The sequence below is a fragment of the Gloeothece verrucosa PCC 7822 genome (assembly GCF_000147335.1).
Lineage (GTDB): Bacteria > Cyanobacteriota > Cyanobacteriia > Cyanobacteriales > Microcystaceae > Gloeothece > Gloeothece verrucosa.
In genome coordinates, this window is sequence record NC_014533.1 from 317,957 (window position 1) to 343,196 (window position 25,240).

Annotated in this window: 15 protein-coding genes; 5 read left to right on the forward strand and 10 right to left on the reverse strand. The window is 39.4% G+C overall.

The window, feature by feature from the left end; all coding sequences use genetic code 11:
• Window positions 1–114 precede the first annotated feature (114 nt).
• The 6 genes from CYAN7822_RS28530 to CYAN7822_RS28555 all read right to left on the reverse strand — a co-directional run bounded on the left by CYAN7822_RS28530 (window position 115) and on the right by CYAN7822_RS28555 (window position 14,556).
• The gene (locus CYAN7822_RS28530; protein ID WP_013334440.1) at window positions 115–1,929 is read right to left on the reverse strand and encodes an NAD(P)/FAD-dependent oxidoreductase; all 1,815 of its coding nucleotides are present in this window, start codon (window positions 1,927–1,929) and stop codon (window positions 115–117) included.
• A 228-nt stretch (window positions 1,930–2,157) separates the two neighbouring features.
• Window positions 2,158–3,981 (reverse strand): NAD(P)/FAD-dependent oxidoreductase, encoded by a 1,824-nt coding sequence (locus CYAN7822_RS28535; RefSeq protein WP_013334441.1) that lies wholly within the window; start codon window positions 3,979–3,981, stop codon window positions 2,158–2,160.
• A 57-nt stretch (window positions 3,982–4,038) separates the two neighbouring features.
• On the reverse strand, window positions 4,039–5,790 hold the full coding sequence (locus tag CYAN7822_RS28540) for an NAD(P)/FAD-dependent oxidoreductase (protein WP_013334442.1): 1,752 nt from the start codon (window positions 5,788–5,790) through the stop codon (window positions 4,039–4,041).
• Window positions 5,791–6,120: 330 nt separating this feature from the next.
• Window positions 6,121–6,357 (reverse strand): hypothetical protein, encoded by a 237-nt coding sequence (locus tag CYAN7822_RS36270; protein ID WP_013334443.1) that lies wholly within the window; start codon window positions 6,355–6,357, stop codon window positions 6,121–6,123.
• Window positions 6,358–6,449: 92 nt separating this feature from the next.
• Complete coding sequence (locus tag CYAN7822_RS28550) at window positions 6,450–11,471, reverse strand: SDR family NAD(P)-dependent oxidoreductase (protein ID WP_013334444.1); 5,022 nt, start codon at window positions 11,469–11,471, stop codon at window positions 6,450–6,452.
• Between the two features lie 16 nt (window positions 11,472–11,487).
• Window positions 11,488–14,556 (reverse strand): type I polyketide synthase, encoded by a 3,069-nt coding sequence (locus CYAN7822_RS28555; protein ID WP_013334445.1) that lies wholly within the window; start codon window positions 14,554–14,556, stop codon window positions 11,488–11,490.
• Window positions 14,557–15,128: 572 nt separating this feature from the next.
• Here CYAN7822_RS28555 and CYAN7822_RS28560 point away from each other — a divergent pair.
• Entirely contained in the window at window positions 15,129–15,593 is a 465-nt protein-coding gene (locus CYAN7822_RS28560) for a hypothetical protein (protein WP_013334446.1), read from the forward strand.
• Window positions 15,594–15,660: 67 nt separating this feature from the next.
• Here CYAN7822_RS28560 and CYAN7822_RS28565 read toward each other — a convergent pair whose 3' ends face one another.
• The 4 genes from CYAN7822_RS28565 to CYAN7822_RS28580 form a co-directional block, all read right to left on the reverse strand.
• Window positions 15,661–16,560, reverse strand: coding sequence for a hypothetical protein (locus CYAN7822_RS28565; RefSeq protein WP_013334447.1), 900 nt, complete (start codon window positions 16,558–16,560; stop codon window positions 15,661–15,663).
• Window positions 16,553–17,572, reverse strand: a complete 1,020-nt coding sequence (locus CYAN7822_RS28570) for a ParA family protein (RefSeq protein WP_245602813.1) — start codon at window positions 17,570–17,572, stop codon at window positions 16,553–16,555. Before CYAN7822_RS28570 ends, CYAN7822_RS28565 begins: the two co-directional genes overlap by 8 nt.
• Window positions 17,573–17,995: 423 nt before the next feature.
• Window positions 17,996–18,499 carry a hypothetical protein gene (locus CYAN7822_RS28575; RefSeq protein WP_013334449.1) on the reverse strand — a complete coding sequence of 168 codons (504 nt, stop codon included), beginning with the start codon at window positions 18,497–18,499 and terminating at the stop codon, window positions 17,996–17,998.
• A 154-nt stretch (window positions 18,500–18,653) separates the two neighbouring features.
• Window positions 18,654–19,130 (reverse strand): hypothetical protein, encoded by a 477-nt coding sequence (locus CYAN7822_RS28580; protein WP_013334450.1) that lies wholly within the window; start codon window positions 19,128–19,130, stop codon window positions 18,654–18,656.
• A 536-nt stretch (window positions 19,131–19,666) separates the two neighbouring features.
• Here CYAN7822_RS28580 and CYAN7822_RS28585 point away from each other — a divergent pair.
• The 4 genes from CYAN7822_RS28585 to CYAN7822_RS28600 all read left to right on the forward strand — a co-directional run bounded on the left by CYAN7822_RS28585 (window position 19,667) and on the right by CYAN7822_RS28600 (window position 25,173).
• Complete coding sequence (locus CYAN7822_RS28585; RefSeq protein ID WP_013334451.1) at window positions 19,667–20,440, forward strand: hypothetical protein; 774 nt, start codon at window positions 19,667–19,669, stop codon at window positions 20,438–20,440.
• Window positions 20,441–20,463: 23 nt separating this feature from the next.
• A complete protein-coding gene (locus CYAN7822_RS28590; protein ID WP_013334452.1) occupies window positions 20,464–21,327 on the forward strand; it encodes an alpha/beta fold hydrolase in 864 nt (287 codons plus the stop codon).
• Window positions 21,327–22,277, forward strand: coding sequence for an o-succinylbenzoate synthase (locus CYAN7822_RS28595; RefSeq protein ID WP_013334453.1), 951 nt, complete (start codon window positions 21,327–21,329; stop codon window positions 22,275–22,277). The genes CYAN7822_RS28590 and CYAN7822_RS28595 overlap by 1 nt, the downstream gene beginning before the upstream one ends.
• Before the next feature lie 391 nt (window positions 22,278–22,668).
• Window positions 22,669–25,173, forward strand: coding sequence for an SBBP repeat-containing protein (locus CYAN7822_RS28600; protein ID WP_013334454.1), 2,505 nt, complete (start codon window positions 22,669–22,671; stop codon window positions 25,171–25,173).
• Window positions 25,174–25,240 lie beyond the last annotated feature (67 nt).

Consider the following 25,240-nt stretch of genomic DNA (forward strand, 5'->3'; position numbering starts at 1 on the left):
TTTATAATTTTTTTATGGTAGAGAGGTTAGACTTGTGTAATGATTAACAAATTACTTAATTTTCTAACCATCTCTCTGTTAATTATTGCCTTTTCTCCCTTCCTTTGTACCTTTTTAGCGATGAACTAATTCTTTTTCTACCTCCATCAATTCATCAGTTTTTACGGTAGATACTTGAGTTTTCCAAGGTTGTAACTCCGGTTGATAGCGATAACTCTTAAACTCTTCGCGCATCTGTTCAATTTCAGTGTTATTAGGCACTCCTTTGATTTTGGACTTATAAACTCGTTCAGCAATAGCGGCTTTAGCAGACAACCACAATAAACGACAGAATTGATAAATATGACGCGGGTTTAACACTCCAGAAAGTCCGAAACCTTTCCACTGAAATAATACATACCAGATAGCAACAAAAAAGTAAGTATGTTTCATGTCAGCAAAAACATTACAGCGCCGGGGTTCAAACTTAGTATTTTCTAAGAAATGATCGAAATGTTTAAGCGTGTGATAACCGAAAATTAATTGATCTGCCCGATAACAATCCATCAGCCCAATATTAGCATTACGATCCACTAACTCATTCAACTGATTATAAATATCTGCAAAAAGAGTATTGAGATTACCAGGAACTCGTTGAACAAACTGTTCGACAAAAGTGGGGTCTAAATGCCATTTTCCAACATACATAGGTACATGAAGCCCAAACCACCACATATATTCAAAATAAATCCGCCAACTCATGACACTAGCATGACCTAATTGCTTTTTATGATCACGCATAATGTAGTTAACATTATCCGCATAAGTTAAATTAAACTTGTTATATAGTTCCTGTTTTTTAGCCGCATCAGGTTCACCAGCCAACTTAGCACGAATAATTTCTGTCACAGATTCAATGGCTAAGGCGATAGTGCTAGTTCCATAAGAGTAAAAAGCATCGAATATATAAGCCGCATCTCCCATCACATACCAGTTATCAGGAGAAAACATCGTTTTACTCTTATAAGCGACTTTAGGACGGTAATGAAAATCCACATTTTCTCCACTTTGAATTAAATCATATAAAAGGGTGTGATTAGCTTTGAGAAACTCATAGAATTTTTCTTCCGTGTTGACTGAATTAGCGGGAATAACATCATGATGATGAATAACACCAATCGATAATTCCATCGTTTCGCTATCACTAGGAATCATCCACAGCCAATGACCATGACCAAAGAAATGATTAGTGGCATAATAGGTACTGCTAGAAGCCCTTAAAGGATGATAACCACTATCAAATACATTGCGGTCTATATTTCTGACTCGTATCCAAGCGGTACCGGTATTAACACCAAATAAATTATCGACATCATTGATAATGTTATCAGTTTTACGACCGATGATAAAATTCCGTCCGCCTGCATCAATCAGATGTTTAGCTTTTAACTGGAATTTTTCTTCTCCCAGTTTTACGGTAACTAAGTGAGGGTTATCACCGGGGGTTAAGTCAACATCAACTACCCGACCATTATAGAAAGTAACCCCCATTTCTTTAACCATTTTTAGGACATCCCGTTCAAATTTTGCCCGGTTCATGTGAAAGGTAGGAATAGCAGTAGAGCGGTTAGACCAGGCATGATAATAGTCATCTAAAGTTTGAGTGTTAGTGATGTTTTTTGGCCAGTGAAAATGTAAGCCATGTTTGGGAGTATGATGCTCAATCATGTATTCATGTAATCCCAAATCTTTCGAGATGAAAAGCGCGGCTATTTCTACGGTAGATTCCCCAATTTTCATGTCTTTATCTTGACGATCTTCGGGACGAGGATCAATGAGTGCAATCTTGAGATTGGGGATGGTTAACATGAGATGACGTGCTTGGCAAATACCAGCGAAACCTGCACCCATAATGACGACATCGAATTCTTGAAGTTGTGTGTTTTGCATTGTTTTGTACCTAAAATGTGAATGTGTTTTTGTTTTGTTTTTGGCTAAGATGTAAAGAACGAAAAGAGATAATAAAATGGTTTTTTTTAGATGAGGGGGGAGGACGAATTAATCCTTTTAAAAGATGGCTGAATAAGGGTTGCATTTTTGTTTATTGCTGTTGAGAAAAACTTTGTTTGTTGAGGCGAGTTAAAGAATGTTGCTTAGGCTGTTTTATGCTTTAAACGTCTAGTTTTGAGATAGTGCAGGTATTTTAGCTGAGTTTTCCTGGCTTACTTCTAGAGTTTCTTTTGACTTAACTGTCCAAGGTTGCAGTTGAGGTTGATAGCGATAGGTTTTGAAATCTTGCCGCATTTGTTCTATTTCGCTGTTGCTAGGAAGTCCGCGAATTTTTGATTTATAGATTAATTCACCGATAGCACCTTGAAGTGATAAGGCTAATAGTTTAACAACGTGCTTTAAGTTTTTGAGTGTGAATAATTTTTTAAGTCCAAAGGCTTTTACTTGGAAGGTGATATACCAAATAGCGGCATAAAAACAGGTGGATTTTAAACCAGCAAAAACGTTACAGCGACGAGGTTCATACTTAGCATTTTCGACAAAATCATCGTAGTGTTTAAGCGGATAATATTGCCAGATAAATTGCTCGGTTCGGTAGAAATCCATTAACCCTATATTAGCTTTTTCTTCGGCTAATTGATTAAATTGTTTACATAAATCTAACATCAAACTGTCAATACTGCCATTTAAAGCTTTTAAAAAGATCGGAATGTAAGTGAGGTCTAAGTGCCATTTTCCAATATACATAGGAACTTGTAAGCCAAACCACCACATATATTCAAAGTACACTCGCCAACTCATCACACTAGCATTACCTAATTGATTATCGTGTCCTCTGTAAAGCGTATTGACGCTATGAGCAAAGGATAAATTAAAGTCATTATAAGCGGCTCGTTTTTGTTCGGCATCGGGTTCTTGTGCCAGTTTAGCGCGAATAATTTCGGTAACACTTTCTACCGCGATAGCAATGGTACTAGAACCATAGGAATAAAACGCATCTAAAATATATGCCGCATCGCCAATGACATACCAGTTATCAGGAGAAAACATCATTTTGCTACGATGAGCAATTCTTGGCCAATAGTTAAAATCTTCCTGTTCTCCACTCTGAATAAAGTTATATAAAACCGTTTGGTTAGCTTTCAGAAATTCGAGAAATTTCTCAGGATTTTTTATCAGTTCACCAGGCAATTTATGATGATGATGAACAATACCAATTGAAACTTCCATAGGGTCTTTATCGATAGGTATCATCCAGATCCAATAACCCTCCCCAAAAAAGTGGTTGGTTCCGTAATAATGGCTGGCTGAACTGTTTAAGGGATCATAGCCGCTATGAAATATCGTCCGATCTACATTTTTAATCCGCATCCAGGCGGAACCATTATTAAGTCCTAATAAATTTTCTGGACCGAACAGTAAGTTATCCGTCTTTTGTCCGATAATGAATTTACGTCCAGCCGCATCTACAAGATGTTTAGCACTTAATTCTTGATAAGTTTCGCCAATTTTGACTTTGACAATATTTAACGCTTCACCAGCCGTTAACTCTACATCTATCACGCGACCTTGAATAAAGGTTATGCCCATTTCTTTATTCATTTTTAGCAAATCACGCTCTAATTTAGAACGGTTAATTTGAAATGAAGGGAGGGGTAAATTGCGGTTTGTCCAAATGTGGAAATAGTCGTTAATGGTGTCAGTCTTTTGAGGATTTTTTGGCCAGTGAAAGTTTAATCCATGTTTGGGGAGATGATTTTCGATTAAGTATTCATGTAGTCCTAAATCTTTGGAGAGAAATAATGCCGCGATTTCTACTGTTGATTCACCAATTTTTAAATCTTTAACAGGGTCCCTATCTTCGGGACGAAAATCAATCAGAGCAATTTTAATGTTGGGAATATTTAATTTGAGGTGTCTCGCTTGACATAAACCAGCTAAACCGGCTCCCATGATAATAACATCGTAATTTGAGAATTGATTGGGTTCCATTGTTAACTCCTAAACACTTGGGATAAATCATTTAAAATTGTAAGGTTGAAATTCAATTTACCAGGGTTGCAACTCGGGTTGATATTGATACTCTTTGAACTCTTCACGCATTTTCTCAACCTCTGTATTGCTGGGTAAATCGCGAGTTTGAATTTTATATTTGAGTTCCCCTAAAGCGGATAAAGCACTCAATGATAATAGATACACAACGTGACCGATGTTTTTCGGATTTATTACGCCGCTAATTCCAAATCCTTTCCACTGAAATTTGATGTACCAAATAGCCACGTAAAACAAGGTGTATTTCATACTCCCAGAAATGTTGCAGCGTTGCGGTTCGAGTTTGGCATTTTCCAGAAAATCATCAAAATGTTTAAACGTGTAATAATTACCTACTAATTGATCGGCTCGTATTGCATCCATTAAACCTAGATTGACTTTTTTCTCTACCAGTTGATTCAACTGCTGATAAACATCTGGAATTAATCCATTGAGGAAGTTTCGGAAAGGACCTAAAAACTCTCGGATAAAGTTAATGTCTAAATGCCATTTACCAAGATACATGGGGACTAATATCCCAAACCACCACATATACTCAAAATAAATTCGCCAACTCATGATGCTTGCATTACCGAGTTGTTTTGTGTGCTGGCTAACAAAGGTATTGACTGCATTGATGAAGGTTAGGTTAAATTCATTGTATGCTGACCGTTTTTGTTCTGCATTGGCTTCTCCTGCTAGTTTAGCGCGAATAATTTCTGTGACACTCTCAATGGCCACAGCAATCATACTCGTACCGAGAGAGTAAAAAGCATCAAAAATACAAGCTGAATCCCCAATTACATACCAGTTATCTTGAGAGAATAAAGTTTTACTGGTATGAGCGATGCGCGGCCAGTAGTGAAAGTCTACTAATTCTCCACTTTTGATTAAATCATACAAGACTTTATGATTAGATTTTAAAAAGGCTTCAAATTTTTCTCGAGAATTAATTTGCTTTCCATCAATTACATCATGATGGTGAATAATTCCTAAAGAAACTTCTTGATTTTCTTGGCTAATAGGAATCATCCACAGCCAATGACCATGACCAAAAAAGTGATTGGTAGCATAATAATGACTCACCACACTATTTTCGGGGTCATAACCGTTATGAAAAATGCTTCTGTCTATATTTTTGATTCTCACCCATGCTGATCCGGTTTTTATTCCTTTTAGGGCTTCTGGTTCAAAAATGACGTTATCGGTTTTGCGTCCTAGGATAAATTGACGGCCTGCTGCATCGATTAAATGTTTTGCTGTTAAGTTTATGTAGTCTCCGTTATTCAGTTTTACTTTAACGACGTGCGGTTGATTGTTGGAATTTATTTCTACATCCTGCACTCGTCCATTGTAAAATTCTATGCCCATTTCTTTATTCATTCTGAGCAAATCTCGCTCAAATTTAGGGCGGTGCATTTGAAAGGTGGGAATGGGCGGCTGGCGATTGATCCAAATGTGATAATAGTCTTCTAGATTTTCGGTGGATTTGGGTTGTTTTGGCCAGTGAAAGTTTAATCCCATTTTCGGCGGATGATTGTCAATCATGTAGTCATATAAGCCGAGTTCTTTTCCGATTAAAAGTGCCGCCATTTCTACGGTAGATTCTCCGATTTTTTGATCGGCTTCTGTGCGGTCTTCTGGACGCGGATCAATTAAAGCTATTTTAATGTGGGGAATTTTGAGCATTAAGTGTCGGGCTTGGCATAATCCGGCGAATCCTGCACCCATTATGATGATATCGTATTCTGATGCTTGATTAATGTTCATTGGTCGTTGTGTTGTTTTCGATTAGTTTAAATTACAAAATGAGTTGGGGCTTTTTCGGAAATTTTTGAAAATTTTTTTCGCGCAAAGGTGCAAAGTGTTTTTCAGGGACTTGCAGCTTATGTCATTGTGAGCCTTGCGAACAATCTCAAACCCATAAATTTTGGTTACGGTGCCTAAGTTTTAACAGAGATCCTTCGTTTCACTCAGGATGACAGGGAAGTGTTAAGAAATGTAAAAGCCTTGAAAGCCTTTCCTGTTCCCTGTTCCCTGCTTGCACTGAGCTTGTCGAAGTGTTCCCTGTTCCCTTCACTCAGGATGACATACAATCATTTAGGAGTTATTCACAGCAGAAGGGGTTTTTTGGGGTTTTAGCCACTTAGTAATTTTATGTCCTTGCCACATCCATAACCCCGTTAAAGTCAAAATAGGCAGGATAGCAAAGGTCATAGCGAGTCTGAGAGTATGGCTGGTATGCCAAGGGGAATATAAATAGATACCTAAAATCGCTGATGCGAGAATGTGTATTAAACGTAATTGCTGCCGCAAGCTTTTGTGTGTTGAGTTCATGGTTGTTAGTGGGGATAGTTTTTATTGAAGTGAAAAAATTTTTGAGGATAGGTTGGGCTTTTAGAAGGATACCCAACCTTAATAACGCTACATTAATTAGCGAAAGCATAGATAGCAGGGTTAGAAATACCCGCTTGATTTAATAACGCCGCTAATACAGGTTGAGGCCAAGGTGTCACTACAGGTGTTCCATCTGGGTTACGTTTCGCCCAAACTACTTCTTGTTGTCCTACTTGTAGTTTTTCTTGACGACCGTCGGGCATTTCACGATAAAATTCAAAGGTGAAACGCGCGCCGCATTCTGAGACAGATTGAACGTAAAGATAGACTCGTACTTTGTCAAAAGGCATTGCTTCCCGTAAATAGTCCATGCGGCTATATAGAGGAATCATCTCACCTTGGGCGTTAGACACTCGTAAATACTCAGGCGCAACGGAATACAGGAATAAATCTAGCATTCGTCCTTGCCATATAAAGTAGTTACCGTAGTAGACATTACCAACAAAATTGGATTCTTCTAATGTGGTTTGAAAGACTTCAGATTTGAGTAAGTGTCCATAACGATGTTCTTGAGGAGAGACTTGATAAATGACTTTTCCAGGTTCAAAGCTGTCTAAAGATGCAGGTAATGAGGGTAAGGAAACCGTCGGAGCATTTTTTAGGTCAATAGTAGCAGGTTTCTTAGCCGCAAAGTGATCTAAGTATTTTTGCAAGTAATCGGGGAAAGGTTCTGGCGTGGGAATTCCATAGCTGACTAAGCGGACCCATGTAGCTTTGACTTCTGCTAGGGCAACTCGTTCTAAACTTTGATCCGGTAAGATTTTGCAAAATTCGATATAGGTGTCAAAGGAAGAGTTAACCACATTTCCTAACCAACAACGGGCCTGGACGGTATCATAAGAACTGACTTCGCCTATAATCCGTAAGCTAACAGCATTGGTTACCATTCCCCATTCGCCACTGGTGAAGTCTGAGACAATATGAGAGGCCATACTTCTCATGGGTAATTCTCGTATTTTTCCGACCCAACCAATGTATTGAGAAACGCTGACTTTGCGGCTGATGCTGCAACTTTGTTTGAATGATACCTGAAAGCGATGCTCATAAACCGGTTGTCCTTGGGGACCGTCTTCGGTAATCTGTACTCGATGACTATGGGGTAAGATGATCGATTGAACATCATCTACTACTGCCGGGGTGACGGTGGGTTTTTGTAAGGGACTCACCACGATGGCGATCATGCGTTCAGGATAACGGGTTAATTGTACAGGGAAAGTCACTACCCAGTAAGCTTCTTTTTCCATTTGGGCTTTGAGTAAGACGACTTCCTCTTGGCGTTTGACGATTTCTAGTTTAGGACGACCGCTATTAGCCGCTTTATGTAAGGCTTCTAAGGCTGACCAGATGCGGGTTCCTGCCTGATTGATGTTATCTCCGCCTTGTACGAATGCCGCTAAGAGGTTTTGACGTGATGATCCCAGTAAGGCGATCCAATCTTCTTGGCTACGGTCCGTAATGGATTCTATATCACAACCTTGGGAGGTTTCACCGACAACACAAACACAGTAATGTGAATCATGAGATAAGGATAATTCTAGGGCTTCCACTTGGGGACCGCTTAATTGAGGTTTGCCAGAGGGAAGGCTTTTGAGTTTAAAGCTGACTTTGTCGGTGTTGAGTTGTTTTTGCAGTGCCCGGTTAATTAGTGGCTGTTCTAATATTTTCCGTTGTTGCTTGACTTTTTTACCGAGTTGTGGTATATATTCTAAGACTAACGTGGGTTGAACAAGGTCTAATTGTTGACAAGCTTGCTCAAGTTTGGCGGTTAGTTTCTGTTCGTCTCGTTGTTGAGGAGCGGCTAATTCAACAGCCGAGGGGTTTTCGGGATGTTCTTCTAAAATCCGCAGGCGATAACCTTTGAGATGTTCTACGATGACTCCGTCGCGAGTGGTGGCGATGACTTCACAAATATACTCCCGTCCTTGTTTTTCATTGAGGATGGCGGTAATAATACGCTCTCCTTGAGCTAGGGAAGGGTTTTCTAACAGGTGTATTTCGGCAATTTCTACTGGTAAGCAGATGTCTTGGGGAATGTTTAACTGCATAGACTGCAAGAGAACATCCCGGAAATAGGGGTCACCCAGTAATAAATCTGTTCCTTGTCCTTGAGGGAAGCCGCTTTCTTTTAAATCTCTCGAAGGAAAAACTTGAGATTTGAGTAAGCTTTCTTCGCGGCTTAGGGTAAATACGCCTTCAAGACGTTGGAATAATTGCCCTTGAAATAGGAGGCTACCGTATAGGTCGGTTTTGGGTTCAATGGCTAACAGTTCGCCGGTGAGTGGCTGAATTTTTGCTCCTTTTTGACGTTTTCCTAAAACTAAAGTGGCAGAAAAATGATCGCTATTAAAGCCGCTTTGTTCGGTGCGAATACCTACTTTAACTTTTTGCTCCCCATTAGCGTCAATTTCTAAGACTTCGGCTTGGATTTCAATATCTACCCCAAGGGTAGGGTCAACAACCACCGGACGACGTAAAGAAATATTTTCGATGCGGATGATTTCTGGTTGGGGTTGTCCAGTAACATAAGCCGCCGCTTGAGACATGGCTTCTAGGCCAAATACTGTAGGGAATAAGTAAGAACCGCGCCAGATATGGTCTTTTACATATAAGTCCCGTTCTACACTCAGATGAGTCCTTACAGTTAGGGCAACTTGCGGCTCTACATAGAGAACCTTTTCGATAAAGCGCAATGAAGAAGCCGAAGGTAAGCTAACCGGTGTCCAGGTATCTAAGCCGCCTAAACGCGCACTAATAATGACTTGAGACATTTTCGGGTCACATTCAAACAGATGCAGGAAACGGTTAACGCCTTCTACCAGAGGAATTGCACCAATACCCATCCGTTCTAAATGTTTGACACTCCCTAAACGCACTCCCATCCCCACTTCATCCCACACGCTATAAGCAATAGCAAGGGTTTGGGTTTGAGGATGTTGCTGTTCATAATGCCGCAACAGTTGAGCCATCGCTTCATTAGCAAAAGCATACCAAGCGTTACCAGGCATTCCAGTGACACCGATAATAGAACTAATGGCGATGAAAAGTTTGGGGGGGGTGTTGACTAAAGCTTGTAATAAGTTATTCGCACCCTTGAGTTTAGGAGAAACTTCGCGGATGGCCTCGGCTAAGGGCACTTGTTCTACCCGGCGCGGTTGATTTAATCCGGCTCCATGAATAACCCCTGTAATGCTTCCCAGTTCTTGGTTAATGATTTGTACTAATTGGCTGACAGACTCGGGGTTGGCGATATCACAGGCGTAATAACGGCAAGTTAAACCCTGTTTTGTAAAGCGCTGTAGGGTTTGGTTGATTTCGTTTTGCTCATCAGCCGCCCCGGGAACCGCAGAACGACCCACTAAAGCCATTTTAACGCCGGTTTTTTGGGCAACAGCTAGGGCACATTCTGCCGTAATTCCTTTTGCGCCGCCAGTCACGAGAATGACATCTTCTTTTGACCACTCTAGAGAACGGGGTTGATAGTTGACGGGTTGAGTTAGGCGAGATTGGGGTAATAAACGGGTTTGATTTTTATCGTATCCTACTGTCACGATAGCCTCTTGTCCGCCCATTTCTTTGAGAATTAACGCGCTTGCGGTTTCTGGGGAAAGAGTGGCGGCTAAATCAATTACCCGTACTTTTGAGGTGGGACGTTCTAAATGCACACTCCGCGCAAAGGCAGAAGCCGCACACACTTGGGGATGCACAGGTTCATCAGTCCCAAACTTGCCCCCGCCAAATTGCACATAAGTAATACAAGCATCCTGATTATTTTTGCTATGAGCGGCGAGGCTATATAGCCGCAAAGCCATAGACTCAAGAGGTAATTCTGACTGGGCAACTGTTTGGGGCAATAGTGCAATATAGTGTGAGAAATTTTTGCCTAAATGAACAACCTCTTGATAGGTGACAGTTTGCACAGAGGCATGAACAGTTTGTAATTGTTCGGCCAAGGCTTTAACTAAAACTTGGTCTATTTCATCAACCACTAATAATACTTCAGCCTTAGCCCATGAGGTTTCTCTCTCTAAAAGCGGTTCACTGGGGATATATTCTAGAGCAAAGTTCCGCACCCAACTGACAGATTGCTCGCTAGAAGGTTGAGCCGCTACCGGAGCCGGTTTAGCAATAACGGATGTAGGATTTGGATTTAATTCTTGCCAGGCTCCCTCCAGTGTGGCAATTACTTCTTTTAACGTCGCATTGGCTAAACTAGCAGCATCTAATTTGCCGGCAATCCCCATTTGTTTAGCGGCTAATGCAATTAATTCGGCGGCTTTAATGGAGTCTAAATTTAAGTCATCAAGTAGCCGCATTTCTAAAGAGAGTGTTTCACGGGGAAAGCCAGTCTGTTGTTCAAGTAATTGAAATAATAACTCACCGAAATTCGGTACAGTTGTTTTAGCTGTTGAAACGGCTGGCTCAGAAGAAACCGGGGCTTTTGAGTCTCCCATTGCTTCTCGAATTGCGGTGGCAACATCTTTGAGGGTTGCATTGGCTAAAGATGTCGGTTCAATTGCTCCTGCAACGCCACATTTTTTAGCTGCGCTGGCAATGAGTTCACCGGCTTTGATAGAGTCCAAATTTAAATCGTCTAAGAGTTTGGCCTCAGAGCTAAAACTTCCCACCGGATAGCCAGTTTGCTCTACTATCAAGTCAATCAGCAATTTTTCTATTTCTAGATTGACCGGTCTTTGTTGCTCGGTTACGGGAGCATTATGTGAAGGGTTTTTTAAGTTTACTATTGCAGTTGCTCCATTTTTCCCGTTAACCGTTATAGTAGAGTTATAATTATTATCTTCTTTACGAGCAGTACCGTTGTGGTAAGGATTATGCTGGCTGTTTACAGTGGCTTGGTTTTCATCATGATGGTGCTTTTTTAATTGTCCATTAGACTTGATTTTTGCCGGTGTAGGGCTTTTTAGCAGGGAGAGAGATTGAAGATCAGCGCGAATGACTTGGGCTAGAAAAGAACCTCTTTGACTGAAATAGTAGGATAAAAAATTGACAATTTCTTCTTGAGGTAAAGGTTGATTAGAGGATGGGATAGGATTCATAGGCTTATACTCTCTATTAGTGATGATTCATCAAGGGAAAGTTTTGTAAGTCGGCTTGAATTAATTCGGCTAAGAATGAACTTCTTTGAGCAAAATAATTACCTAAAACTTGTGTAACTTCATCTTCTGATAATTGAGCCACTTTTCTTTCAATTTCCTCTAGGTTTTCCGAAGGAGCAGGCGTGACAGAAAGGGCTTCTAATTCTTCAGGATGTACAGCAAAAGGTCTTTCACAAGGATTGTCAATAAACATTAGTTCATCAGCCGGAGTAAAAGAACGAATGAGACGGTTTTCATAAAAGTTTTGCCAATTAATTTGTCCTCCTTGTATAAATAAAGCAGCCATAGCTATGTTGAAATCACGCGAGGATTCAGGCTTGGATTCTAGCGGTAAACATAGCGGATATTCGCTAATTTGAGCGGCTAAATTAGATAAAACTTGGCCGGGTCCCACTTCTAACATCAAGTCGCATTGGGTTGCGAGTGATTGGACTAAAGAAATGAAATCGACTTGAGCAACGGCTTGATCAGCAAAGTGTTCTTTAAGGTTGATGCCTGGTAAAACCTGCTGCCCTGTTTTGCTTGTATATAACAACACTCGGACGTTACTCAATTCCGCAGGAATTGGAGCAGATTTTTTTAAAATATTAGCGGCTTCTGAGACTAATAAAGAGTGAAAGCCATTGCTGACGGGTAATTGACGCGCTTGAATGTCTTGAGCGACGGCTCGTTGAATAACCGCTTGTACGCTTTCGATTTCGCCTGAAATGACGGTTTGCTGAGGACTATTGAGATTAGCAATGACAACATAGCCACTAATTCCTCTGATCAATTCCTCGGCTTTGAGGCGAGAACAACTTAAACTCGCCATCGTTCCCACTTTGCCGGAGGGTTGGTTCATTACTCGTCCCCGTAAGGCGGCAAACAGCAGTAAGGTTTTTTCATCATAAGCCCCAGAGGCGGCAAAAGCGGTTAGTTCTCCTAAACTATGTCCGGCGACGGCTACCGGTTGGATACCTAAACGGTTTAAATATTTTTGCCACAGTAAAGAGATAAAACAAATAGTAGTCGGGGCGTGACTGGTTAAGCGATTAAACCACTGTTTAACTTGTTGTTGATCGATGGCCCGATCTAGAGGACGATAAATGATCGGGCTAATGGGTTCAAATCCTTCCTCTTGTAACCATTGATCCGCTTGCCGCAAAAAGTCTTGTGCCCAAGTATAACGCTCCACTATTCGCCGTGCCATGTTTAAGCGTTGAGATCCTTGCCCCGGAAAGAGAAAGGCTACTCGAGTACGCTGTACTTGATGAGCAACCCAAATATGTTTTTGTGCCGATAGTTGGACTTGGCTAGGTGCTGGAGGATTATCTCGCAGCATTTGTTCTAATTCTTGCAGACTTTCTTTGAGGTTTAGCGGCGTACCGGCAACAATAGCGGCTCTTAAAGGATAGTGTGTCTGGATTTGTTGGCTTAGTTGAGCGGCTAAATCGGGTAATTCGGCTAAACTCATCCCCTGCACTTTTTTAATTAAAGTGGGTATCTGTTGCAACAAGTGGGAAATAGAAGAAGCCGTCAGGATAAATAGTTCTGTATCTTGATTAGACACTAATAAGGCTCGTTCGGGGATAGCGGGTTTTAGAGCAGTAGCCGGTGCATCGCCCGATGATAAGGTAACATGACAATTAATGCCACCAAAGCCCATAGCAGATACGCCGGCTCTTAGCGTTTCTGTGGGAGGATAAATTTGTCCTTGTACAATGGGATATAAAGCTTGCGCGGTTTGCTCAAAAACGGCATGAGGTTCACTACAGCCCACTGTGGGAGGCACTACTCGTTGATTCACGGCCATCACGGCTTTAATAAAACCCCCAACACCGGCGGCGGCTTTTGTATGTCCTACAAGAGACTTAAAGGAAGTCATGCCACAAGTTCGAGGGGGAGTATCCCCGTAATGATTCATGGCTAAGGCAATACCTTCTATTTCGGTACGGTCCCCTACCGGTGTACCGGTGCCATGTCCTTCGATAAAATGTAGGGTTTGAGGGCTATAAGCGGCTTTTTTATAAGCTTGCAATAGAGCTTTAGATTGCCCAATTTTAGAGGGGGCTGTAATGCCGCCTTTTCCATCGGATGAAATTCCCCAACCATTGATGACTGCATAAATATAATTACCGTCCCTGCGGGCATCTTCTAAGCGTTTGAGAACCACAAAGCCGCAGCCTTCACCCGGAATAAAGCCGCTTGCACGACGGTCATAGACTGTCATATCTTTGCTGGTTAATGCCCCTGTTTTGGCAAACCCAATCAATTCAAAGGTATCTAAACTAATATCTACACCACCGGCTAAGGCAAGGTCTAAATCACCCTGATGGAGAGCGTTAGCCGCCGTTGCGATCGCAATCAGAGAAGAGGAACAAGCCCCATCCACTGTGTAGCCGCCACCATCGAAGTTAAAAAAGTTACAAATCCTGCCAGCGATCGTATTAGAAAGCCCTCCCGCTAAAGAGTCCTCAGTGATGGGCGGAAATACGGATTTATAAAATTTTTCCATAATTTCCACTAATTCTTCGGTTAAATGAGGCGACATTCCTTTAACTTTGGCGGCTTCCCGCAAGGCTTTTCGCACAAATGGCCAGCGTAAACGCATGACATGAGAGCGAGTATGTTCACCGGTTAAGGTATTGCCGAGGATGACTCCGGAACGACTATTACTGACGGTTTCCCGTTGATAACCGGCATTTTCGACCGCTTTAATCGCAACTTCTAGGGCTAACCAATGAACAATATCGGTACTATCGAGAGCGCTTTTAGGAATGCGGCGTTTTACCGGGTCAAATTGAAAGCCATCAATAAATGCACCCCGATTTCCATAGGTTTTATCGGCGGTGGTAGGGTTTGGGTCATAATATTCTGACAAAGGTAAACGCTCGTCAGGAAATTCTCTAAATTGACATCTTCTAGAGATAATGTTTTCCCATAGTTGCAAGAGTTCGCTTGCTCCAGGATAATGACAGCCCAGACCGATGACGGCAATGGGTTGGGCTTTTGAGGAATTTTGCTCAGAAAGGGGATTAATAGCCATTAAATTTCCTTGTTTTTCCTACTTATGCAAGATTGTTTCAGTTTTCCCTAGATAGGAGAACTTATTAAATAGGATTCAACAAAGCTTTTCGGGTTTTAGGATTGTCTTAACAATTTGTTACAATTCGTTAAACTGCTAAACCTGACGGGGGAACAAGGGGTCTAAAAGTTAGGCAGGGTGACCTCCTAAGCTAAGACGCATTTAATTTTTATAACTTTATTTTTGGTACAAAGGTTCAATCCTTTCCCCTTTCCCCTTTCCCCCTTCTTTATCTGGACTAATAATTTAGATGCGTAACAGCTTAGCACAAGCGACTGTGCGTAGCGCGGAGCATCGTAGGGGGCGGGAAACAAGCAACAGGTAAGACTTTCAAGGCTTTTACATTTCTTAATACAGAGAGCTTTATTTATGTCCAGCTACTTAGTGGACGAATGATTAAGAAAAAGAAGATTTTATCAGTGCCTATGGTAAAATATAATAATATTAGTTAAAGTGATGGTTTTTGCTAAATTTAGTTTATATTACCATCGTTACCATCAGAGTCAATTTTATCTCATCCCACTAAAAAGCTCATGAGATCACTCTCCGAAAAAGCCAAAGAATCTTTAATTTTGATAGAAAAGGTCTCTCAACAATATCATACATCAAAACTGACGACAAAAGATAATGAAACTGAAAAAACCTTGTCGGAAGGTTCTTGGCTTAAAAGTCGTTTTATTCGCAATTTTTTGAGTCATCTTGCTTTGTCTACTTTGTTTATTTTGATCGGGCTTTTAGTGGGTCTTTTGGGCTATCATTGGACGAATCATTTATCTTGGGTGGATGCTTTAGTGGAAGCTTCTATGATTTTAAGCGGTATGGGACCGATTAATTCTTTATCCACCACCAGCGCTAAAGTTTTTGCTTCTGTTTATGCTCTTTTTAGCGGCTTAATTTTTGTCATGGCTATGGGGATTGTATTATCTCCGTTGGTATCTAGTTTATTGAAGCAGTTGTCCAATTTTACCGATAGCGAAAGTGAAGAAGAAAAAAATTAGGAGCGCGTGGCGTAGCGCACCCTAGTTCATGTTTTCTTTATCAATAGTCTCCTCCTGCTCTAAAAACTTAATTACCCCCTAAGCGTTTTCTCATAGTTTGGAGAGTTTTTTCTTGTCCTGCTAGTAGTCGGCGGCTCCTTAACTGTTGAGCTTGTTTTAAATAAGTATTTTGTATCCGCACTGGGAGAGTTTCCCAATTACGAATCATCACATCAACTAAAATTTCATAAGGAATGCCAGTTGCTACTCTCAACTGTTGTAACTGTTCGGCGGCAACCACTGATAAACGCATTGCTACTTTTTTGTATTCTATTAAACTCGATTCGTCTAGTAAAACATCAGGGTTAGGGGTTTCAGGCAAAAAGGAATCTTGTTTTGTTGATTCTAGTAAATAGTCTTCTTGTTTTCTGATTTCTGCGCTAACAGAATCGGTATTAGTAGTTTCAGGCAAACTAGAATCTTGTTTGGCTAATTCTGATAAATTAATATCTAGTTTAGCAGGTTCTGGTTTAAAAGATGCTTGACTAGCTATTTCTAGTACAATTGAATTTAGTTTTGTTGATTCTAGCATTGTTTCATCAAGCTTACTACCTTCTGGGCTAATTGATTCTAGACTAAGAGTTTCTGGCAAACCAGAATCTTGTTTTATTGATTCTGGTAAATTTACATCTAGTTTATTAGGCTCTGGTTTAAAAGATGCTTGACTAGCTGACTCTAGTACAACTGAATTTTGTTGTATTAGTTCTACTGGCTTAGTAGTTTCTGGCAAACTAGAATCTTGTTTTGTTGATTCTAGTAAAGTTTTATCAAGTATACTATCTTCAGGTTTAGATAAGTCTTGTTGAGTTCCTTCTGGTAGAGAAGAATCTTGTTGACTTGAATCTAACAAAGAAGAATCTGATTGAAATTGTGTAGGAACATTGATAACAATAGGTTTAGTTGAAAGTTTTTTCTTAGAATTAACCATTGATTTTCGCTATTACAGTATTAATCACTTCTACATAAGGTTTAGACAGTTTAGTTTCCCCGGCTTCGGCCAATGACCAACCCGCCATATTAGTCTGCTGAACAATGGTACTTTGACGCAGAGAACTAAAAAGACGGATTGAAGGAAGAGATTCTTCTAAAGCTTTCATAGCCGCCTTACTCATACGAGTTTGATTAGCCCCCGCCCATTGGTCTCGAGTAGGAACAATACCTAAAATATGGGGAACAACAAAATCAATTTCCGCTAATTCCCTCACCAACTGAACAGTATTAATAGCACCCATAACTCCTTTATTCGTGCATTCTGTGGGGATGACCAAAAAATCTGCGGCTAAAATCGCATTATAAGTAAGAATGCCTTTAGAAGGAGGAGAGTCAATAACGATAAACTGATACTCATCAGTAATACTTTTCAGTGCCCTTGATAAAAACCTTTCTCGCCCTGGATTAGGCGCAATGATATCAGCAGCATGAGCTAGACTAAAATCCGATGGGGCTAAAAATAGAGTATTGCTTCTATTCTCATTTTTGGGTGTTTTGATAATTTCAGTAATGGGAACACGATCATTACTCGGTAGAATAGCTTCTGCAATAGTAGGTTCATTGCTTAAATCTGTCCAACCTAACCATTGAGAGAGGTTGCCTTGGGGATCAAAATCAACAGCTAGGGTTTTTCCTTTTCCACTGAGCATAGTGGCTAAGTTTAGGACAGTCGTTGATTTACCTGAGCCTCCCGAGAGGCAACTGACAGTAATTACAGTTGCTTGTTTAGATGCTTCTGGCATAGCTAAAAACCAGATTCTTGTTTTCTTTAAAAGAGAATAGCATAATTCTAGATACAAGCAAACAAGATAATGATCGCGGACAATCTCAAACCCCAATGATTTCGTGGAGAGTGCGTAAGTCCTAGAAACGTAGCGGGATGTCGTGTACCCTATAGCAGAATTGTAGGGTGGGTTAGGTGCGGGGATAATTTTTAAGCTGTCACGCATTTAATTTGTTCTTTGTGGCGGGGTGTAGGGTGTAGGGTGACCGACGCGCACAAGCGACTGTGCGTAGCGCGGAGCATCGTAGGGTGTGGGGGAAGAGTTTTAGGGTTTGTTTCCTAAGATCATAATATTTGGATATAAATAAAGCCTAGCTCCGCGCCACTCCGTGTACATTATCTTAAAAAATGTAAAAGCCTTAAAAGCCTTTCCCGTTACCAGATCCGGTGTTCTCTTGCCAAACAGTTAACTTTAATGAGTGTCCAGGTACTTATATAGCCTTTCTCACATTAATGAGGTACACCTTTAATTTAATTCATTGTTCCCTGTTCCCTGTTCCCTGTTCCCTGTTCCCTGTTCCCAGATCCGGTGTTCCCTGTTCCCTAAAACCAAGAACTTTGTACCTCACTAGACTGAAAAACGCTATACTTACAAAAAACAACCTCTAGGAGAATAGTGCCAAACATTAAGGAAATATCGAGAGGTGGCAGTAACACCAAAAGCCGGTTTTGTATTAATCAACCATTGTTGTTGTTCAATAGCACTACCCCAATCTAACAACAGCCTAGAAACTTCTTCTGTTCCTTCGCTATCAACATCAATAATTAACCCATCTTTATTGATCCAGGCAACTTCACGATATTCAAACTCTTGAGCAATTCTTAAAGGAGTCCAATATTCTTGTATACCTTGCTCATTTTCCATGACTTCTATTAAAAAAACAATTTCTGGATTAGGTATAATTTCATAATCTTTTATATTATAAGAAGCTACTTTAATAATATCTTGCTGTAATTTTTCTATAGTAAGGTTATGAAAATCTCGACTTAAGCGTAAATAGGTACGAGGAGCATCCCAATTAAAATGGTAGGCTAAAGCAATTGCCCGTATCAGTTCCACAAAGTTAGTTGGGGCAGTTTCAAAAATAAACATGAAAATTCTCTCTGCTATTTAATTTTATTTGATAATACTTAACAATAAGGTTAGGAAAAATACGCTATGTATATATATATGTTAATATATTAACAAAAATTGGAAATAAAAAACATAAATTTTTTTGTCATTGAATAAGCCGCCTTTTCGGGCATCAATAAATAAAGGGAGAGTCTTTCAAACTTGAGCGCAATTGCTGAACCTCCTTATTTAATTTTTCAAACCATTGCATCAACTGAGCAATTTGTAGTTGCAACTGTTCGACAGGAAGAAAATCCACATTAGTTAATGTAGGTTTTTTAGGGATTTTTCGTTTAGGGGCCTTTTTGGGAAATTCCAACGTTTCAAGACGTTTCAACTGACGTTCTAAGGCTTGAATTTGATTACGACGAGCAATCGCTTTACGCATCTCTTGATATTTTCGGTTCGTTTTAGAACCAAGATATTGAAGCATTTTTCCTTGAACTTTCCCTGTTTTGCTACGTTTGTGACTAGCCTCCATCAACCGATAGTAGGTATAGCGTTTCCCGTTCTTAATAATCACCGAAGCTGACAACCAAGTGTTAGGCGGCGCAACCTCTCCTGATGCTTTAATTTCGGCTATTTTAGCGATTAGTGTCAAAGAGTTCATGGATTTTTCAGAGTTAGTATAGGTTATATTATAATTATATACCTTAACTAACTACTTTGCCTAGCTCTTTTGGCCGTTAACTCATTTATTGTCAATTTTTCCTGACAAACAAAAAACTTTACATTTCTTAACATGGTTAGGACTTACGCACCGTAATAAAATCGTTGTTTTTAATCAGGAGTGCGTAACGGCTAATGGTGTTTACGGATAAGGAGTGAAGCGAAGCCTAGTGGTATGGAGTGCTTTTTTATCGATATCGAGGTACTTACTAAGTAGTCGGACACTCTTTAAAGTTAACTGTGAGGTTAGGGTGTAGGATGTAAGGTGTAGGATGTAGGGTGTAGGGTGTAGGGTGTAGGGTGTAGGGTGTGGTAAAAAAGTTCTAGAGTTTGTTCACTGAGATCATAATACCCAGTTTAAATGAACAACAGCTTAATTCCACTTTTTTCTTATTTGTGTAACTATACTCTGGGATTGACATAGAAACTTTGGGCAGGCTAAATTATCAATGCTTTTGAAAAGAGGTTAACAATAATATGAGTTGTATTTTCCAGCTACTAAAAACATGGTCTTTACCATCAATTAACATAATTTTCCTGCTAGGACTAATCAGTGCTTGTTATTCTCCCTCAATATCAATTATTCCTATAAGTTCATCTGTTATTTTTATCAAACCTTTGCCAGAAATCAACTCTACCGAAACCCCAAATACTGAAATAATTTCCGAAGCGGAAGGAATTTATAGAAGTGATCGCTTTGGCTTTGAGTTTAATTACTCTCCTGATGAGGTCGTTATTGAAGAAACCAACCAATTTAATAATAAATTGCTTCAGTCCATCAGAATAAAACCCATTGCAGAAAATCCTAAAAATTCTAAGGAAGATTCTGATAAAAATCTAAAATATTCTTTTAATATTTGTATAAACGTTTATAATAATTTTAAAAATTTATCCCTCAATGATTGGCTTATTTCTAACAAACAATTTGTCCAACCTCATCATTTTAAATTTTTAACCCTAGCAGGACAAGAAGCTTTATATAGCGTCTTTCAATCAGTAATGAAACCTAGCCCTGCCTTTCTTGAGAGTTCAAGTGAGATTTTCGAGGAAAGCACTCTAGCTTCCACGAATCATTTAGAAAAATTATATATTGACTCAAGCGGCTTATATGAATATCAGAGTATAGCTATTAAAAGTCCCAACCAAAAAAATATCATTCTTATATCTTGGGATAATTCTAACTTTCCTAATGGCAATCAACTCTATTACAATAGCTTACAAAAAATTATTAACTCATTTAGTTTTAACTAAAAAAAATAGCCTTTCTTAGACTCATGAGGGACAAAGCTTCTGTTTTCACTCATAATTATTTCCAACAGTGTTACTACAAAAATAACTTAGGTCAGCTTTCTTACCTAGATTCTTATCAGCAGAAAAAAGAAACAATTATATTTTTACATGGCTTCACTAATAACAGTCATAGCTTTTTAGGCTTGCCAGAAACCATTATTAATCAATACCGATGTTTAATCCCGGACTTACCTGGGCACGGAAAAACCCATCTTTTACAAGGGGCAAATACTTTTAATACTGATGCACAGGTTGCATTATTAAAAGAATGGCTATGTTCTTTAAAAGTAAATAAATTTCATTTATTGGGTTATTCAATGGGTGGACGACTAGCCCTACAATTCGCTCTAAAAAATTTGGCTCAAATTCAGTCTTTAATATTAGTATCTACAACGGCCGGAATTCAAGATGAAATATTCCGTTTAGAACGAAGACAAGCCGATGATAAATTAGCCACAAAAATTCTCAGTTCCGAGCCGATTGACTTTTTAAAATTTTGGTTATCCCAGCCCCTCTTTCAAGGAATATCCGAACAAGGTGAAGATTTTATCGCTGAAGAAATAAAAAAACGTTTACCTCTTCAAAAATCCGGATTAGTTTGCAGTTTAAAATATTTTAGTTCTGGAATCATGCCTTCAGTTTGGGATCAATTAGCCAAACTGAAAATGCCTTGTTTAATCATAGCAGGTTCTAGAGATACAAAATACTCAAAAATAGCCTGGGAGCTAGTAAACTCTATCCCCAACACTAAAATAAATTTGTTACAAACAACTCATACGCCCCTGATAGAATCACCATTATTATTTTGGAAATCCGTGATTAAATTTTTACAAGAAGAGTTTGAATAATGAAATACCGGTTTGAGTTTCACCCTTATCAACGTCAATTTAAGCAGCCGCTAGTCACCAGTCATGGACTATGGAAAGTCAGAAAAGGAATTATTGTGCGGCTAACAGACACAAAAGGAAGAAAAGGTTTAGGCGAAATTGCACCTTTAGAATGGTTTGGTTCAGAAAGCTTTGAGCAAGCCCTAGAATTTTGTACTCAACTCCCCTCAGAAATTACCCGAGATGATATATTAGCAATTTCTCCTAAACTCAGTGCTTGTCAATTCGGTTTTGAATCAGCCTTAGAAAATATAACATTACCTTTTGATCAAATATCATCACCCATCAGCAAGCCTACTAATTTTAGTGCCTTGCTACCCTCTGGACAAGCCGCGCTTGAAAGTTGGAAAAAGTTTTGGAATCAAGGTTACCGTACTTTTAAATGGAAAATAGGCATAATTTCATTGACCGATGAACTCAAAATTCTTAGTCAATTAGCTCAAGTGTTACCTGCGGATGTCAAATTACGTTTAGATGCAAATGGTGGGCTTAAATTTTTCGAAGCAGTTGAGTTATTAAAAATTTGTGATCGTATAGGAATAGAATTTCTTGAACAACCTTTACCCCCTACTGAATTAGAGGCAATGCTTAAGTTGAGTACAGAATTTTCCACATTGCTTGCTTTAGATGAATCAGTAGCCACTCTCCATCAATTAAAAAGCTGTTATGAATACGGATGGCAAGATATTTTTGTAATTAAACCGGCTATAGCTGGCTCTCCCTCACTTTTACGCTGTTTTTGCCAAACTTATCAAATTGACACCGTTTTTTCCAGTGTTTTTGAAACCCTAATCGGTCAAAAATTTGCTCTAAAACTTAGTAAAGAACTGAGCAAAAATAAACGAGCAGATGGTTTTGGGGTAAATCATTGGTTTGCTAATAATGATATTTTTTCTGAATTTAAAATTTAAGTCAAGTAGGGTGTGTTAGCGTAGCGTAACGCACCAGTAGGGTATGTTAGCGTAGCGTAACGCACCAGTAGGGTATGTTAGCGTAGCGTAACGCACCAGTAGTAGGGTGTAGCGCTCAACCTCTGCGTTTTATCCTAAGAGATTAACGATCATTGCTTTTTCCGTCAATTTTATTGTCTCTTACCCAAATTTACCTCTTAAGAAAGAAGTAGTTTGCTTGTCATCTATAAAAAGTAGAATAATTCAACAGACAAACAGAGAAATCCATGTTTTAATAGTTACCAAGTCCAACGCAAGTGAAGTCTAAGTTTTATAGATTAAGTAAATTTTAATCTAATAAAACATTAATTAGTTTTGAATGTCTAAATAACAAACAAGCTGGAGACAAAAGATGGTAAGTCCAAACTTGAGTACAGTTAACTCGTCATTATTGGAAACTGATTTAACAAAGCTTATTGAAGCTGCCAGTAGCAGTACAGATAACCGTTTGAGGGTACTAACCCCGGCTTCAGATTATGCTTATGGCTGGGGAGATGATGCACAAACAGTTTGGGCTAGAGCCGGTAATGATTTTTTATCACCTTTCAACCCAACAACTGCTGGACAAAAAGTTAAACGAATAGATAGGCTTTATGGGGATCGAGAAGAAGACGTTTCTTCCGTTACTCGAGAATTTAGTGATGTTTTTATACTTGGGGATTATAACATTCCTTACTATGTTAATCCAGGAAATAGTACATTGCAATATGCTATTATTGCTGACTTTAATCCCAATATTGACTTTATTAGACTGCATGGAAATGCAACCAATTATCAACTCAAAAACACAGCTACAGGGACAAATATATTTTGGCAAGACCCTAACACAGGCGAGTTAGATTTAATTGGCAAAGTCAGCAATATTTCAAATTTAGACCTTAACGCCAGTTACTTTAAATTTATAGGAAATACTCCTCCCGCTCCCTCTCCCTCGCTATCAAAAGTCTATCAATTTGGTACCACTTCTCGGGAAATTCCCAATGGTATTGCCACTGATTTATCAGGCAATGTTTATGTAACAGGCTCTACAGGGGGCGATTTAGATGGCAACGGGCCAGATACCTATAAAGGTAACTTAGATGTCTGGGTTGCCAAATATAACAATCAAGGAGAACTGCTATGGCGTCATCAGTATGGCTCTAGTGAGTATGATAGCGGCTCCAATATCCATGTTGACGAAAATGGCAATGTCTATCTCACAGGTCAAACAACAGGCTATCTAGGAGATGATCCTTCAGGACAAAATTTAGGGCAACGGGATTATTGGGTTCGCAAATATGATACCAATGGCAATTTAATATGGGCAAAACAACCCTACCAGACTTCTGATATTGCCACAGATATTTTTAATCCCATAACAGGAGAAAAAGTACCAGTCCAAGGAATGGTTCAGAGTCAACTCTTTGATGTAGCTTTTGGCATAGATACAGACAGTGCGGGAAATGTTTATCAAGGAGGACTAATTAATCGCGGAGCATCTTCTACTACTCGTAGAATTTCTCGAGAAGTTTTAGGGACAGGTTTAGCCACAGAAGATGATTTTTTCCTCAATAAATATGACAGCAATGGCAATCTAATCTGGCGGCGAGAATATGGGACTCTTGGTTTATTTGATGAACAATATGATATTGCCGTTGATTCTAAAGCCAATGCTGTTTATGCCGCAGGCTGGACATACGGAAACCTAGGAGCCATCGACGGAGACCCCGAACCAGTTCATGAATTATATGATGCTTGGATTGGTAAATTTGATAGCAATAATGGAGAATTGCTGTGGGTTAAACAATTTGGTTCCGATGAATTTGATTTTACTTGGGCTGTAGAACTTGATAGTAAAGGTAATGCTTATGCAGCCGGTTGGACCTATGGAAATATTGTTGATAATAGTAAGACTGTTGTTGGCAATACTAACGCCGATGTTTGGATCGCCAAATACAATAGTGATGGTGAGCAACAATGGATACGTCAGTTTGGGACTCCTGGTGATGATGTAGTAGAAGTCGGTGCCTTTAATATCGATCCTAAAGATAACTTATTTCTCACCGGATATACTAATAGTAATTTTGGCGGAGAAAATGCTGGTTCCTACGATATTTGGCTAAGCAAATACAATAGCGACGGCGAGCAACTATGGGTTCAACAGTTTGGAACTCCCCAGGCTGATTTTGCTTATGACATTGTTTCTGATGGCAATTTTGTTTACATTACAGGATTTACTGAAGGTTCAACCAGTATTGCTAATGTTGGTGCTACCGATACCATAATTGCCAAATTCGATGCTAATACTGGAGAATTATTAAATTTCAATTCATCAGTAGCGGCGGCAAATAGCTTACCCAGTAATTCATTTAATGAAATTTTAGGAACAGCCAATGCCGATAATTTAATCGGGACTGATAATGCCGATAAAATCACCGGTTTAGACGGCAATGATACCTTAAAAGGTCAAGACGGTGATGATATTCTTAATGGCGGCAACGGCAATGATACTTTAACAGGAGGTAATGGCTTAGATCAATTTATTTTTGCTTCCGGTAAAACTTTTAAAGCGCAAGAAATGGGCAACGATAAAATTACCGATTTTACGGGAATTGATCAAATAATTCTAAGTAAACAGACATTTACTGCACTAAGTAGTTCCGTTGGAAAAGGCTTTAGTAATGCTGATGAATTTGCCGTTGTCAGCAAAGACTTTCAAGCCGCAACCAGTAAAGCCAAAATTATTTATAGTGCTGGTAGTGGCAAACTCTTCTACAACACCAATGGGGCTGCTTCAGGACTAGGAGATGGTGGTGTATTTGCTCAACTAACAGGCGCTCCTAATCTTAGTGGAGACAGCATTATTATTACCACTTAATAATCATTTATTTAATGGGTGCTACAAAATCACTAACCCTCCTAAATAAAAGGGTAAAATGAAACAG